This is a genomic window from Salinicola sp. LHM, assembly GCF_034479735.1.
GTDB classification, from domain to species: domain Bacteria; phylum Pseudomonadota; class Gammaproteobacteria; order Pseudomonadales; family Halomonadaceae; genus Salinicola; species Salinicola salarius.
Map to the genome: position 1 here is coordinate 4156991 of NZ_CP140261.1, position 15009 is coordinate 4171999.

Annotated in this window: 15 protein-coding genes and 1 pseudogene; 6 read left to right on the forward strand and 10 right to left on the reverse strand. The window is 58.9% G+C overall.

Annotation, left to right across the window (positions count from 1 at the left end):
* Positions 1-22: 22 nt before the first annotated feature.
* From R5R73_RS18940 to R5R73_RS18950, 3 genes and pseudogenes are all read right to left on the reverse strand, one after another.
* Entirely contained in the window at positions 23-886 is an 864-nt protein-coding gene (locus R5R73_RS18940) for a serine protease (RefSeq protein ID WP_322528378.1), read from the reverse strand.
* A gap of 20 nt (positions 887-906) precedes the next feature.
* On the reverse strand, positions 907-1584 hold the full coding sequence (locus R5R73_RS18945; protein WP_322528379.1) for a hypothetical protein: 678 nt from the start codon (positions 1582-1584) through the stop codon (positions 907-909).
* 640 nt (positions 1585-2224) lie between these two features.
* Positions 2225-2431 (reverse strand): annotated as a pseudogene (locus R5R73_RS18950) (MerR family DNA-binding protein); the annotation flags it as partial.
* Positions 2432-2531: 100 nt separating this feature from the next.
* Between R5R73_RS18950 and R5R73_RS18955 the strand changes: the two are divergent.
* Positions 2532-2843 (forward strand): BrnT family toxin, encoded by a 312-nt coding sequence (locus R5R73_RS18955; protein ID WP_322528380.1) that lies wholly within the window; start codon positions 2532-2534, stop codon positions 2841-2843.
* Positions 2818-3090, forward strand: a complete 273-nt coding sequence (locus R5R73_RS18960) for a BrnA antitoxin family protein (RefSeq protein WP_322528381.1) — start codon at positions 2818-2820, stop codon at positions 3088-3090. The genes R5R73_RS18955 and R5R73_RS18960 overlap by 26 nt, the downstream gene beginning before the upstream one ends.
* Positions 3091-3117: 27 nt before the next feature.
* Here the strand turns inward: R5R73_RS18960 and R5R73_RS18965 are convergent, their stop codons facing one another.
* The 3 genes from R5R73_RS18965 to pdxY all read right to left on the reverse strand — a co-directional run bounded on the left by R5R73_RS18965 (position 3118) and on the right by pdxY (position 5432).
* A complete protein-coding gene (locus R5R73_RS18965) occupies positions 3118-3519 on the reverse strand; it encodes a MerR family DNA-binding transcriptional regulator (RefSeq protein ID WP_322528382.1) in 402 nt (133 codons plus the stop codon).
* A gap of 172 nt (positions 3520-3691) precedes the next feature.
* Complete coding sequence (locus R5R73_RS18970) at positions 3692-4516, reverse strand: DUF72 domain-containing protein (protein ID WP_322528383.1); 825 nt, start codon at positions 4514-4516, stop codon at positions 3692-3694.
* Between the two features lie 43 nt (positions 4517-4559).
* Positions 4560-5432, reverse strand: coding sequence for a pyridoxal kinase PdxY (pdxY, locus tag R5R73_RS18975; RefSeq protein ID WP_110636366.1), 873 nt, complete (start codon positions 5430-5432; stop codon positions 4560-4562).
* Between the two features lie 181 nt (positions 5433-5613).
* Here pdxY and R5R73_RS18980 point away from each other — a divergent pair, with 181 nt between their 5' ends.
* A complete protein-coding gene (locus tag R5R73_RS18980; RefSeq protein WP_322528384.1) occupies positions 5614-6744 on the forward strand; it encodes a murein transglycosylase A in 1131 nt (376 codons plus the stop codon).
* 145 nt (positions 6745-6889) lie between these two features.
* On the opposite strand, the gene R5R73_RS18985 is transcribed toward R5R73_RS18980, so the two are convergent.
* The 3 genes from R5R73_RS18985 to R5R73_RS18995 form a co-directional block, all read right to left on the reverse strand.
* Entirely contained in the window at positions 6890-8029 is a 1140-nt protein-coding gene (locus R5R73_RS18985; protein WP_322528385.1) for a DUF3618 domain-containing protein, read from the reverse strand.
* A complete protein-coding gene (locus R5R73_RS18990; protein ID WP_322528386.1) occupies positions 8026-8454 on the reverse strand; it encodes a phage holin family protein in 429 nt (142 codons plus the stop codon). Before R5R73_RS18990 ends, R5R73_RS18985 begins: the two co-directional genes overlap by 4 nt.
* 261 nt (positions 8455-8715) lie before the next feature.
* Complete coding sequence (locus tag R5R73_RS18995) at positions 8716-9291, reverse strand: hypothetical protein (protein WP_322528387.1); 576 nt, start codon at positions 9289-9291, stop codon at positions 8716-8718.
* 422 nt (positions 9292-9713) lie between these two features.
* Here R5R73_RS18995 and R5R73_RS19000 point away from each other — a divergent pair, with 422 nt between their 5' ends.
* The 3 genes from R5R73_RS19000 (at position 9714) to R5R73_RS19010 (ending at position 12848) form a co-directional block, all read left to right on the forward strand.
* Positions 9714-10652: an oxidoreductase gene (locus R5R73_RS19000; protein WP_110636381.1), complete on the forward strand. Its 939-nt coding sequence runs from the start codon at positions 9714-9716 to the stop codon at positions 10650-10652.
* Positions 10653-10762: 110 nt separating this feature from the next.
* Entirely contained in the window at positions 10763-11839 is a 1077-nt protein-coding gene (locus tag R5R73_RS19005; protein WP_322528388.1) for a GTP-binding protein, read from the forward strand.
* A 172-nt stretch (positions 11840-12011) separates the two neighbouring features.
* Positions 12012-12848 (forward strand): MBL fold metallo-hydrolase, encoded by an 837-nt coding sequence (locus R5R73_RS19010; RefSeq protein ID WP_322528389.1) that lies wholly within the window; start codon positions 12012-12014, stop codon positions 12846-12848.
* Positions 12849-13109: 261 nt separating this feature from the next.
* Here R5R73_RS19010 and glmS read toward each other — a convergent pair whose 3' ends face one another.
* Entirely contained in the window at positions 13110-14987 is a 1878-nt protein-coding gene (gene glmS, locus R5R73_RS19015; protein WP_322528390.1) for a glutamine--fructose-6-phosphate transaminase (isomerizing), read from the reverse strand.
* Between the last annotated feature and the right edge of the window lie 22 nt (positions 14988-15009).

Consider the following 15009-nt stretch of genomic DNA (forward strand, 5'->3'; position numbering starts at 1 on the left):
TGCCTGCGGGGCAGCTAACGCCTCAAGAAGGGGCGCCGCTTTGCGGCGTCCCACTTGCTTGATTTGTTAGAAGGGATGCGGCAATGGACTCAATGGCAGCCAATTCAGTTGCTTTAATTACGTAACCAAGATTATTTGGCATTGAGGTTAAGCTCACGGGGACATTGCTTGTAGGTACCGGTTTAAGTACGATTTCCCCACTAGCAGTATGTTGAGGGCCTGCATATAAAACACCCAGCAATTTTATACGGGTGCCCATATTCAAATTACCGTTTCTGTCCGCAAAGCTACCAAAGTTTGCAAGGTATACTGGGCTTCCGCTAGATCTAGGGAAACAGGCCATATCTACAACAAATTGCTTTTTACCCAAGTAATTGTCTTCCGGTCTAGTTGCGATAATTCCGCGACGTGCAATGGATCCGTTATTAGTTGAGTCCCAAATTCCATTTGGATAGCCAATCATTGTTACTTCCTCTAGGGGGAGTAACTCCGAAAAAGTAGCATCAGTAGCTGCAATATTTTTATCAAGACGAAACAATAGTGGCTGCGTATTTTTGCTTTGAAAATATTGGTAAATGGGACCCGCTAATATTGCACAAAGATCGACTTCAGAATCGGGATGGTTGATGACATTATTTTTCAGCGCGTAAGTTATAACTTCGAACGTGCCTGTAGGATTACCGCTGCTATCCGCTGTACTAATAGGTAGTGAAACAGAAACCGCACCCTCAACGACGTGCTTATTTGTGACTATTGCTGGCACATACATTCCATCTTCTCGCTGCGCAAAACTATAAGCAAAGCCTGAACCTGTTGCCTTAGATCCGTTGCCTAAAGTAGCTTCAATACGAACTACTGACATCATCAATTGATCAAGTGGATGCACGATATTTTCCTTCTAACGCCTCAAGAAGAGGCGCGCGCTTTTTGCGCGTCCTTCTTGCTTGATTTGTTAGGCTTAGCTTTTCGATATAGCTGCAATACCGCCAGCCTCTTTATTTCTGATTCTATACCAGACCAGCCAAGATAGTAATTGCCGCCACTTGAGTATGATTTATATGCCAATAAGCTATCACTGGAGACTTTTTCTACCGACATAGCTGGGTTCTTGGACGCTAGAATAATTACTGAATCTCTTGGGCCTGGCCTCACATTCCAAAACCGACTATTTGGAAGAAACGACATTGCTACACCATTGATTGGGGCACCAATCTCCAAATAGTTATTAAGCGCTCCTTCTATTTTATTGAGGCCATAAGCTACGTCGTCGGTTGTTGCATCAGGAGAATAACCGGATAGAGGATTTCTGTTGTTGATTTCAGTTACCAATACACAGGTTTTTTGACTACGAAATATTAAGCAGGGTAATTGCTTGATATAAAATACAGTCCCTCTAGTTCTTCTCTTCTCTGCGTATTCTTTAGCGGATTCGAAAGTAGTGTGCATGCAACCATTTGCATACTGAGTTACCCATGTACTATGCCAAGCATTCCTTCCTGTATGAACGTAATAAATGAGCCCCCTAGAAATTCCTTTTAGAGGACTGCTATCAAGTATATGTGTAGATGCTTGTACAAGTTCCATGATAGAGCCTAACAGGTATTAGATAGCGCGCTCGTTTTGCCACTTGAACGAGCACGCGCGTTCAATAATCTTATCTAGCCCGCTCTTTCTCGCCTAACGTATTGATTCCCAATAATACCAAAAATAATTCGGCAAGCTATGCGGAATTCGCGCGCCTGCGCGTTTTGCTGGATCCGATAATACTGCACATTTATACAAAAATATCATGGGGGTGTGGAGGGACAAGTACAGCCGACCACCAAAAATGATGGCGAAGCATCATGACGTATCGGATTCGCTACACTGACGTGTTGCACTTAGAAATTTCATCCGCCGGGTTAAAACGATTAAGCCCTCGACCGTGAATACCGTCTGCTAGTAGGTCTAGTTGCCATTTGGCAGTACAGCCACGCTACCGCCCGCCATGCAGGATGATGATGATGGTCCCCATCATTCAAGCGCGGCTGTCCCTATGAGCTTTTGTCTATGTAAACCATCTTTGGCGTTCCCCTGTTTACATTAACAAAGCGTTACATTATAAACAACGCTACGAACGCATTAACTGCGCCCCATCCAAGACGCTGCTTCCTTGCCTCTTAGAAGTATCCGTAAGGAAGAATGTGCGCCGCCTGATGCTGCGAGCCGTATCGAGCAACTGGGCTCAAGAGCGCTTTTCCGCCGCCCTCAACTCCCCCAACGCGCCTTTACACCGCTCTTCGACCTGGTCGAGTTCGCGTTGCATGACGCGGATATCTTCGAGCTGGCGCTCGAGTTGGCGGACGCTGCCGTCGTGGCGGGTGTCGTAGAGATCCAGCACTTCGCGGATCTCGACCAGCGAGAAACCGAGGCGCTTGCCGCGCAGGGCGAGCTTGAGGCGGACGCGGTCCTTCTCTTGGTAGACGCGGGTCTTGCCGCGCCGCTCGGGGGCTCCACTTGCATGCTATGTATATTGTGGCAATATACAAAATATGATCGATTTGGCGCAGATAACCGGTTTCGACTGGGACAAGGGCAATGCCCGCAAAAGTGCGGATAAGCACGGCGTGCGCCAATCCGAGGCGGAACAGGTGTTTTTTAATCAGCCACTGCTGCTGATCGAAGACATTAAGCACAGCCAGGATGAACCTCGATATCATGCCCTCGGCATCACGGACGATCATCGGCAGCTACACATCACGTTCACCTTACGCGCGGCCGGTACGTTGATCCGAGTTATCTCGGCCCGAGACATGCACCGTAAGGAGCGGAGGATTTATGAGCAAAACCAAGACGACGCCTGAGTTCAAGAGTGAAACGGAAGAGCGCGCGTTCTGGGAAAGCCATGACTCCACGGACTATGTGGACTGGAACCAGGCCAAGCGTGCCGCGCTCCCCAACCTGAAGCCATCGACCAAGACGATCTCGCTGAGGTTGCCGGAATCGTTGCTGGATCGCATCAAGATCGAGGCCAACAAGCGAGACATGCCGTATCAGTCGCTGATCAAGGCCTGGTTGGCTGACGATGTGGAAGAAAATCGCCATTCCTGATGGTGAGCTTCCAAGGGTAAGCCATGTTCAGGAGCGCTTTTCAGCCGCCCTCAATTCCCCTAACGCACCCTTGCATCGCTCTTCGACCTGGTCGAGTTCGCGCTGCATGACGCGGATGTCTTCGAGCTGGCGCTCGAGGTTGGCGCGTTTGTCGGCGAGGATCTCGAGCAGGCGCTCGAGTTGGCGAACACTGCCGTCGTGGCGGGTGTCATAGAGATCGAGCACTTCACGGATTTCGATCAGCGAGAAGCCGAGACGCTTGCCGCGCAGGGCGAGCTTGAGGCGGACGCGGTCCTTCTCGTGGTAGACGCGGGTCTTGCCGCGCCGCTCGGGGGAGAGCAGGCCTTCCTGCTCGTAGAAACGGATGGTGCGGGTGGTCACATCGAAGTGTTGCGCAAGTTCGCCAATGGCGTAAGTCTGGCCGGACACGGCATTATTCTCTTTTCTGATTTTCCCCACCCTAGCGCTATTTGACCTTTACGTGAAGATCAACTTTATTCGCGGTTTTTGGCGGTCGTGAAGGTTGGCGACGGCGCGTATCGAGATCCGGTTGGGAGCGAAACATACCGGACGGTTTATCAACAGCCTGTTTCAGATTTGGCTAAAACAGCGATTCCTGTCGCTCACCGGGAAACTCCGCCAACGGCGGCAATTCGATCCGTTCGGCGATCCGGTTGTAGAAGTTTCGTGCCAGTTCCGGCGCCTGTCGGTTATCCGGTGTATGCACAAAGAGAAAAGGGGTTTTCCCCTGTTTTATCCACAGGATGAGGCGTTCTATCCACGGTTCGAAACGGGCGTGATTAATGGATTCGTCGAAGTGCCCGATAAAGCGAATAACGGGATTGACCGCCGTGCAGAGCACGTGTAATGGGACTTTGGGCTTTTCGCCTTGCGCCTTGGCGAGCCGGTTGTCAAGTCCTGGGGGTGTGGCAAAGAGCGCACGCACGTCGAGCATTACACGATTGGCGTCTTGACTTATCAACAAGCGGTTGAATGCCTGTTCCGCGGCCCCTTTGTGGAAAAAATCACTATGCCGGACCTCGACCGCGCGGGGTATCTCCCGCGGCCAGTGAGTGAGCAATCGCTCCAGCGCGGGCAGCTCTGCCTGGCCGAAATCCCGCGGTAGCTGAACCATGATCGGGCCGAGCCGATCCTTCAGTGGCGAGAGCCGCTCGATGAAGCGTTCGAACTCCTCAATGATATCGCGCAGGCGTTTGGCATGGGTCAGCTGGCTGGGCAGCTTGAAGCAGAAGCGGAAGGTCTCGGGAGCCTGTTCGGCCCAGGCGGCGACGGTTTCCGCCTTGGGAATGCCGCTGTAGAAGGTGGTGTTGCCCTCCACGGCGTTGAACACGCTGGCGTAGTCGCGCAGGTCCACATCGCCATGAGCGGGCAGCAGGGAGCCTTGCCAGTCGGCGTTGGCCCACATTGCCATGCCCAGGTAGAGCGGCGGCTGAGGGGCCGTGGCGAGGCTATCTAAGGCGTTCGGCATGCAAGGTCACCGTCGGCGAAACAATATCCTGCTGCGCGGCGATCACGGCCAGTTCGCGGGTGCCGGCGCGGCGGGTGTGTTCGAACAGCATCTGCACGGCGGCGGCAGTCTGTTCCAGGGCGCGGGCGGGGCCTTCTTCGGTGAGGCCGGCGCGCAGGCTGTGGGCGAGAAACATGGCGGCAGTGAAATCGCCAGCGCCGTTGGGCGGAATCGCGAAATCCACCTTGGGCGTGGCGATCCGCCAGCTGCCGCTTTCGGCATCGACCAGCATGCCGATATGGCCCTCGTCGTCCCCGGCGACTTCCAGCGAGGTGATCAATACGACCTTGGGGCCCTTGGCGCGCAGGGCGGCGGCGGCATCGAGCGCGTCTTCCAGCGTGTCGATCTGGCGCCCGGCGAGGAAGGCGAGCTCGAACTGGTTGGGGGTGACGATATCGGCACGAGCGATGGCGTGGTCGCGCATCCATTCGGGAATGCCTTCGCGGACGAAGAAACCGCGGCCGATATCGCCCATCACCGGGTCGCAGCAGTAGAGCGCTTCCGGGTTGGCCTGCTTGACGCGGTCGACGCTATCCAGCACGGCGCGGCCGATACCTTCGTCGCCCATGTAGCCGGAAAGCACGGCATCGACGCCGTCGAGCCCGACCAGCGATTCGACGCCGTCCAGCACGTTCCTGAGGTGATCGGGGCTGAAGACATCGCCGGTGAAGGCGCCGTAGCCTGTGTGGTTGGAGAACTGGACGGTGTTGATGGCGGTGACTTCCAGCCCCAGCCGCTGCAGCGGGAACACCGCCGCACGATTGCCGACGTAGCCATAGGCGACGTGGCTCTGAATGGAGATGACATGGGTCATGAGACGATCCTGCGGCGAAGGCAAAGGGCACAGTGTAATGCGCCGGCGAGCGAACTTGCAGGGATTTGGCGGATCGAACCGCCGACTCGACGCCATCGAGCGGCGGAGATATGCTCGCTTCAGTTTTTATCGACGGTTTGTCCACCTTTCCGACTGCATCGTGTTCAAGGATCGAATCTGCATGCTCTCCAGCGTTCCGCGCCCGTTCGCGTCATCACGCCACTTCCCTTCGCTGCTGGCTTGTCTCTTTTTCGCCGTGCTCGTGGCCGGCTGCTCCAGCGGCCCGGTGGTGACCACCGCCCCGAGCGGCAGTCCGGAGGCGCGGGTGGAGCAGCCGGCGCGCAAGACCAACTGGCACAACCTGCCGGGCTGGAGCCGTGACCAGCCGATGGCGGCGTGGAGCGCATTCCAGGAAAGCTGTTCGCGGCTGAAACGCAAACCGCTATGGAAAGGGGTCTGTGAAGACGCCAGATCGGTCGACCCGCTCAATGCCAAGGCGATCCAGAACTTCTTCGAGTCCCGCTTCGTGCCCTATCGCGTCACCAACAGCGACGGCAGCGCCACCGGGCTGATCACCGGCTACTACGAGCCGATCCTGCGCGGTTCCCGCGCGCGTGGCGGGCCGTACCAGACGCCGCTCTATCAGTATCCGAAGTACTGGAAGAAGCACACCCACGTTGGCCCCACCCGCGCCGAGCTGATGCGCAGCGGCGATCTCGACGGCACGGAGCTGGTGTGGGTCGATGATCCGGTGGAAGCGGCCTACCTGCAGATTCAGGGCTCCGGCCGGGTGGAGCTGACCGATGGCACCACCATGCGCGTGGCCTATGCGGGCACCAACAACCAGCCGTTCAAATCGTTCGCCAAACGCCTGATCGACCGGGGCGAGATTACCCCGGCCCAGGCCACGCTGCCCGGTGTGCGGGACTGGGCGCGCCGCCATCCGGGCGAGGTCGAGGAGATGCTCAACGTCAACCCGCGCATGGTGTTCTTCCGCGAGCTCAAGGGCGGCGAGGCGCTGGCCGATACCAGCGGCCCGGTGGGGGCGCTGGGCGTGCCGCTGACTTCCGAGCGCAGCATCGCGGTCGACCCCGACGAGATCCCGCTGGGCGCGCCGGTGTTTCTTTCCACCACGCAGCCACTCTCCAACCAGCCGCTGCAGCGGCTGATGGTGGCGCAGGACACCGGCAGCGCGGTGAAAGGAGCGGTCAGGGCGGACTTCTACTGGGGCCACGGCGATGCCGCCGGGGAAGCCGCCAGCCGGATGAAGCAGCGCGGCGAGATGTGGGTATTGATGCCGAAAACGGACTGAGCCCGGCGCGGATTTGCCGGCCTCGAGATCGCGAAAAACCGGGAGCCAATGGGCTCCCGGTTCTGGTTCTACCGGCGAATTCGCGCTTCATCGCTTCGATTCGGGCGCGAAGGCCCACCCTATCGAGACGTGTCGAACTCGTGCATCAACGGTCGTTGCCGTCCGAACGCGGATCGTCGCTGTGCATTCCGCCGCCCTTGAGGGGCGTGGGGCGAGGATTCGAATCGGTGGCTTCTTTCGCGGAGCCGGGCGTCGTGGCCGTGGGCGGCACGGCGGTCTGCCCCTTGTCGATCTCCTCCGCGGTGACGCCGGGCATGCCGGTCGCCGCCGAACCCAGGGTGCCGCGGGATCCGGACGTCTCGTACGAGCCCGCTTCATGAGAGTTCGATCCGGGCGAACCCGCTCCGTGCGAGGCCGTCTTGTGCGAGCCCGTCTCGTGTGAGCCCGTGCCACCCTGGCGCGAATCCTGGCCGGCGCCGCTCTGGTGCTCGGTCTTCTCGTGGATCTTGCCACGCGCTTCGTCGGCGTAACGCTCGCCCTCTCGCGAGGCGCGGTCGATGGCCTTGTCGCGCAGCCCGCCGAGGCGCTGATCCTCGGTACGGGTCGACGGCAGAATCCCGCCCAGCGCGGCACCAATGGCGATGCCGATCGCACCGGCCATCACCGGATGATCCCTGACGAACTCCGCAGTCTGGTGACTGAAGCTCTGCGCGCGGTCGGAAGCGCCATGCATGGCGTCACGGGAGCCATGACCGAAGCGCGAGGCCTGGTCGTGCAGCCCGTGGGACATGGCGTGGGTTCGATCCTTCACGCTATCCGACATATGGCGCGCCTTTCCGCCAGCACCAGCGGTGTGCCCCGAGGTGTGGGGCTGGGTATGGGCGTAAGACTGATCGGTGCCCTGGGTGCCGTTCGGCATGCCGGATGTCAGGTCGTCGGCCGCCATCGCTTCGCCGGCCGTCGATGTCGCGTAGGGATCGTAACGCCGGTTGGGGATGTTCGATGACGAGGCGTGCTGGCCGCCGTTGCGCTGGGACCAGAAGAGCCAGCCGAGCCCGATGCTCGTGACGAGAAACGGCGTCGGGTTGCTCTTGATCGTGCCGCTCAGGTTGGAAACGAACTCGTTGGCGCCTCCGTGGCGAACATAGTCGAAGGCGCTGTTGACCAGCTTCTCGGGAGAGAAACGCTCTTCCATCTGTCCCAGCGTGTCGTCGAGACGTTCGCGATGCTGCTTGATGTCGGATTCGATCTCTTCGGGTTTGCGCTGTTCGTGTTGGTCGCTCATTTCAACTCCTCCTTGACCTGACCTTCATGCTTCTTCGCCATGTCCTGATCCTTCCTGAAACTGGCCATGGTGCGGTTGGGTGCCAGATTGGCGCTCTTCAACTTCTTCTTGGCGCTCTGCAGCATGATGAAGCCGATGACGACCACGATGGCACCGACGATCAGCGCGGAAAGCCAGGGCCGTTGCAGGAAGGTATCCAGCCCGAACACGGCCGCGGCCAGCAGGACGAGAAAGCCGCTCAACAATACGCCGCCCGCTACCGCCATCGAGGTGACGCTCGTCGTTACCTGCGACATCTTCTCCCGCATTTCCGCCTTGGCGAGTTCGACCTCATCGCGGACGAGCGCCGTCACTTCGTGCGTCAGGCTGGAAATCAGCGAGCCGAACGAGCCGCTTTCTCCCGAATTACGATTATCAGTATCCATACTTAGCCTCCCTGGCTTTTGAAGGAATCAAGGCGTGTCGAATTGATCTGCGTGCGCTCATTCAAGGAGCGCATCCAATGGATCACTTTCAATGAGTGCTTCCAAATGAAGCACTTCCAACAGCCGCTTCCTGCGAATCACGCTCAATGGTTATCCATCAGTGAAAACCGCTGGCGAGAAATATCGGCTGCCCGCCAACTTCAGGATTACTTTCGGTTGCGTTAAAAGACGCTGCAATGAGTCGAAGTATCCATTCGATAATCAATAAAGCCCTTTGTCGGCACGATCGCTCGAATGTCTCGAGTCGGTCGTGGAGGACATGCTCGCCGACGTGGTGTTTCCGCTGCCTTGCGGCGATGGCGTCTCGTCACGCTTCTGGGAGCTGTTCAGAAACCGCGCCAGCACGAACCCCGCCGCGACCGCGCCCCCCATGAAGAGTGCCGGCTGCTGGCGGCTGTAGTCCCGCACCTGCCCCATCAGCCCGTTCATGTCCTGGTCCCGCAAGCGCTCGGAGGCGGTATCGGTACAGTCGGCCATGCGCTTGGCGTAACCGGACAGATAGCCCTGATTCTGATCGTCCAGCTCCTGCGCCATCTTGCGGAAGGCTGAAGACAGGCTCTTCGCCTGATCGGCGGCGACACCCTTCTGCTGGTCGAAGACGCCCTCGGCCTTGTGCTGCGCCGTCTGCCGGATCTCGTCAGCCGTTTCGCGACCTTTGTCGCGCATGTCACCCTGCGGCGAACGATCGGCGGAACCCGTCGTGGCACCCGGCTCGCTGCCCGACAAGGAAACACCGGATGCCGTGCGAGGGTTCGTCTGCTCTTCTGAATTGGCCATGACAGGTGACTCCCTGATTTGATCAAAGTTAAATAACATTTTAACCTTTGACGCATTGGAAACGCGTATTCTCAAAGTAGCCCCCACCGACTCGACGTCAATTAAATTATTAATGTCGAATGTAACCCGATTGAAGATAAAGCCGCATAGACTATATATATAAAAGTAAAAACCACGATTGGTGATAATATTTAATTTCAATTAATAATCTGGCTGTTTTGTCTTTATCCGCTATCCTGGGTGGACCGCTTCGATGAACAGCTTCTCTTCATCGCGATCCGCCGCCGGCAGTTGCCCTGGCCAGCCGAGGCAGACGGGGGGCGGGAATAAGAGTCATGAGAAGACCGATGAGAGGCCTGGGTGAAGAGCTTGATGACAAGCTTGATAAAAGGCTTGGTGAGCAAACGTTGATGAGAGGTTCCATGAGTGACGCTGAATCGCCGCCGCTGGCCATTGTCACTGGCGCCACCGCCGGCCTCGGCCTGGAAACCGCCAAGGGTCTGGCAAGCGCGGGATATCGGGTCGTCATCGCCGGCCGCCACCCCGACAAGGGCAAGCTCGCCTGTCACGCGGTTCGCCAGCATCGGTCCGGTGCCGCCGTTCGCTTCGAGCTGCTCGATCTCGATAGTCTCGAGTCCGTGCGTCAGTTCGCGGCTCGACTGCGGGAAAGCGAAACCACGCTGGAACGGCTGATCAACAATGCCGGCATCATGGCGCCGCCGAAGCTGGAGCGTACCGAAGACGGCTTCGAGCGCCAGTTCGGCGTCAACTATCTCGGCCACTTTCTGCTGACAAGCCTGTTGCTGCCGCTGCTGGTGGCCTCTTCCCGCCACGGCCGAGCGCCACGCGTCGTCCAGCTTTCCAGCCTCGCTCATCGCAGCGGCAGGATCGATTTCGACGATCTCGGTTCTGACGCCAAAACCGACACGCACTACGACCCGTGGCGCGCCTATCGGCAATCCAAGCTCGCCATGCTGCTGTTCGCCCAGGCGCTGCAGAAGCAGAGCGACCGCCATGGTTGGGGCATTCTCAGCGTCGCCGCGCATCCCGGGCTTTCGCGCACCGCGCTGTTCGATGCTGGCGTGAAGAGCCGCGCCCTGGCCGGCCAGGTCTTCAAGCTGGTAATGCCGCTGCTCAGCCAATCCGCCACCGAAGGTGCCAAGCCCACACTTCACGCCGCGCTCGGAGGCGATGTGCGCCCCGGTGACTACTTCGGCCCGGACGGCTTCAGCGAAACCCGCGGCGCACCCAAACGCGCCTTCCGCAGCAAGGCAGCCAGGGATCAGGCAGTGGAAGATCGGCTGTGGACAGTTTCGTGTGAACTGACCGGAGCGGTGTGGTCGACGGCAGGCAAAATCTAGACACCGGCTCGCCTTTGACGTGTCGGTATTGCCGCTTCGCGCGTGCGCGGTCATCGTTTATGGGCGGCAATTTTGTTATCTTATAACAAATTTTGCTCGGAAGAGATTCCATGCCCGCCACGCCCAGATCGCTAATCCCCGTTACCCTGCTGACAGGCTTTCTCGGTAGCGGCAAGACGACGCTGCTCAATCGACTTGTCCGCCAGCCGGCGATGGATCGCACGCTGGTCATCATCAACGAGTTCGGTGAGATCGGACTCGATCACCAACTATTCAGCGCCACCGACGAGACCGAAGTCGTGGCTCTGGACAGCGGCTGCCTCTGCTGCACGATTCGCGGCGATCTGGCCCGCACGCTGCGCGATGCGCCCTGGCGCTATGCGCGCGAAGGCAAGCGCCAGTTCGACCGGCTTGTGATCGAGACCACCGGGCTGGCCGATCCCGCACCGATCCTTCACACCTTGATGACCGACCCGAAAATCGCGCGCCAGTATCGGCTGGACGGGATCGTCACCATTGTCGATGCCACTCATGGCGCGGCAACGCTCGATCATCATCCGGAAGCGGTAAAACAGGCTGCGGTTGCCGATCGGCTACTGATTACCAAACCGGATCTGGCGGCGAAAATCGCGCTCGATTCGTTGCAATCAAGGCTGGCCGAGATCAACCCCGGTGCACGTCAGCAAGTGGTTACTCATGGTGAAGTCGACGCCGAATCGATGATCGGGCTAGGGTTGACGACCGCAGATGGCAATCGCCCCGATCTGGAACGCTGGCTGGCATCGTCTTCGCCGCCGGCGATGGCCCGGCTCTCGTTCACTGCCGGCTCGGCCGATGGCGGATCGTTGCTGGCGAAACATGCAGACGTGGCCGATCCCAATCGCCACGACGACCGCATTCGTGCTCATTGTTTCATCCTTGAGACACCCATCGTTTTCGCCCGCTTCGAGGCGTGGCTGGATCTTATGCTCTCGCTGATGGGCGAGAACATGCTGCGAATCAAGGGCATTCTGAATATCGCTGGCCGCGACCGACCTACGGTCATCCACGGCGTGCAGCACATCTTCCACCCACCGGTGGAGCTCGAGGCCTGGCCGGATGAAGATCGCCGCTCGCGACTGGTCTTCATCACCCGCGATATTCCACGAGAATCGCTGGAGAGCGTTATGGTGGCGGCATCTCGCTGACGATGACGGCGAGCTGGGCTGGATTGGATCGCTCGACGACTGAACTACGCTACAGATCGATATGCTTGGACTGTGCCGTGCCGATACTTTTTACTCACGTTCATACGCCGAATTCAGTATTGGAGCGCAGATAAAAACCGATATCGATATCCATCAATCAAAGGAGTCAAAAGTGACGGAGTTCACCCGGATCGGAAAATTCAAAATGACCTGGTTGCTCGATGGTTATTATCCATGTACACCAGATTTTGTACCGGGAGCGCGATCAGAAGAAGGCAGAAACCTCTACAAGAAAGCTGGCCTTCCGCCAGAAGGGCCCTCGAAAGAGCCCTTTCATGCCTTCGCTATCGAATGGAAAGACCATCTGTGGCTGATCGATACAGGGTGCGGCCAGGAAGCTGGCCCGGAACGGGGAAAAGCCCCCGAACAGTTACGATCGATGGGATACTCGCCTGAAGACGTCGAGGGAATCATCATCACGCATCTCCATAAGGATCATACGGGAGGACTTCTAACCTCGGAAGGTAAAGCCCGTTATCCAAATACGCGACTTTATATTGGTGAAAGTGAAATGGAGTTCTGGACCGGATCGGACGTTCCCGAAGGCAACGCGGGAGACCATGAAGTAACGAAAGCGGTGCTCGAGCAGTACGAAGGGCGGATAGAGGTCGTTCCTGATAATGCCGTCATCGCACCGGGGCTGAGATTCGTGCCTTTATATGGGCATTCCCCCGGCCATAACGGCGTGATGATCGAGGATGGTGGTCAGCGGATGCTGATGTGGGCGGATCTCATGCATTCTTCGATACTCCAATTCCACTACCCCCATTGGAGTGTACGTCCTGACATGGACCCCGAGCGTGCGGTTGCCACGCGATTGGAACTTCTCGAGCGCCTGGTCGAGGAAGATACGAGGGTTGCGGGTTCACATACGTATGGTGCCGGACTGGTTCGCCGAGGCGAGATCGCTTATGAACTGGTGCCGACGGATACCGACAATCGACACTGAAGTGCCCGATATCGATCCATCCCGAGAATGATTCATAGGGTGTTAAAAGACGGCTCCTCGGGAATGTCAGGAGCCGTCCTGATCCAGAAGCGATTGAATTCATCTCGACTTTACCCATGGCGCTCTCCATGAGCTTGCCTGGGGATGCCAATCACATTACCGACGGCATCAAGCCTGCTGAACGAATCTTGGTTGTCATCCTGTGACAGCCATACACGGATTTCCCTCGCCCCGTCGTGATGTGCTATTCCCCGTGACTTGCTATTCCACCGTGACGCTCTTGGCCAGATTGCGCGGCTGGTCGACGTCGGTGCCCTTGAGCACGGCGACGTGGTAGGAGAGCAGTTGCAGCGGAATGGTGTAGACGATGGGGGCGAGCAATTCATCCACAGCCGGTACGTGGAGCACGCGCAGGTTGTCGGCGGCGGTCAGCGCGACACCTTCGTCGGCGAACACGAACAGCTCGCCGCCCCGGGCGCGGACTTCCTGCAGATTGGACTTGAGCTTCTCCAGCAGTTCATCGTTGGGCGCGACGGCGACCACCGGCATGTCGGCGTCGACCAGCGCCAGCGGGCCGTGCTTGAGCTCGCCGGCCGGATACGCTTCGGCGTGGATGTAGGAGATTTCCTTGAGCTTGAGCGCGCCTTCCAGCGCGATCGGGAACTGGGTGCCACGACCCAGGAACAGCGCGTGATGCTTCTCGGCGAAGGCTTCCGACAGGTCGGCAATCGGCCCGTCCATGGCGAGCGCGCTGTCGAGGATCGCCGGCAGGCCGCGCAGTGCCTGAACCAGCGCCGTTTCCCGTTCATCGCCGCGCTGCCTGCGCAGCGAGAGCGTCAGTAGCATCAGGGCGATGAGCTGGGTGGTGAAGGCCTTGGTGGAGGCGACGCCGATCTCGGGGCCGGCCTGGGTCATCAGCGACAGATCGGATTCCCGGGTCAGAGAGCTGCCGGGCACGTTGCAGATCGCCAGTGAGCCGAGATAACCCTGCCCTCCATTCTCATGGTGGCTCTTGGCATAGCGCAGCGCCGCCAGCGTGTCTGCGGTCTCGCCGGACTGGGAAAGGGTGACGAACAGGGTGTTTTCGGGCACCACCACTTCGCGGTAACGATACTCGGACGCCACCTCGACCGTGGTCGGCAGGCCCGCCAGCTTCTCCAGCCAGTAGCGTGCCACCATGCCGGCGTGGTAGCTGGTGCCGCAGGCGACGATATGCACCTGCTGGACCCGCTCGAACAGCGCCCTGGCGCCAACACCGAAGCTGCTCTCGAGCACGTGGGAACCGCTCAATCGACCCTCCAGCGTGGCGGCAATCACGGCGGGCTGCTCGTGAATTTCCTTGAGCATGAAGTGACGATACTCGCCACGGCTGGCAGCGGCATCGCCGTGCTCGAAGGTGTGCACGTCACGCTCGGCAGGCTGACCGTCGGCGGCGAAAATCTCGATGCCGTGGGCATCAGACAGGCGCACCACGTCGCCTTCCTGCAGATAGATGAAGCGGTCGGTAACCTGCAAAAGCGCCAGCGCATCGGAGGCGAGAAAGTTTTCGTCGATGCCCACGCCGACCACCAGCGGGCTGCCCTTGCGAGCGCCGACGATCTCCCGCGGCGCATCGGCGTGCATCACCGCCAGCGCGTAGGCGCCGTCGATTCTGTCGAGCGTCGCCTGAACCGCCGCCAGTAGACCGCCGGTTTCGCCACCGTCCTGATTGGCGCTGTCCTGATGTCGAAAGGCGCGGTCGATCAGGTGGGCGACGACTTCGGTATCGGTCTCCGATTCGAACACCACGCCGTCGGCTTCCAGTTCGCGCTTGAGCGGCTCGAAGTTCTCGATGATGCCGTTGTGGACGATCGCCAGCCGCTCGCGCGCCAAATGTGGGTGAGCGTTCACTTCGGACGGTTTGCCGTGGGTCGCCCAACGGGTGTGCGCGATGCCGACCCTGCCCGTCAGTGCCTCCTGTTCGAGCTTCTTCTCGAGCGCGGCGACCTTGCCCTTGGCACGCTGGCGGGCCAGTTCGCCGCCGGCGTTCAACACCGCCATGCCGGCGCTGTCGTAGCCGCGATATTCGAGCCGCTTGAGCCCTTCCAGCAGGATGCCCTGCACGTTGCGCGCAGCCAGCGCGGCGACGATTCCACACATAGTCGATTCCTTTCTGAGTCCG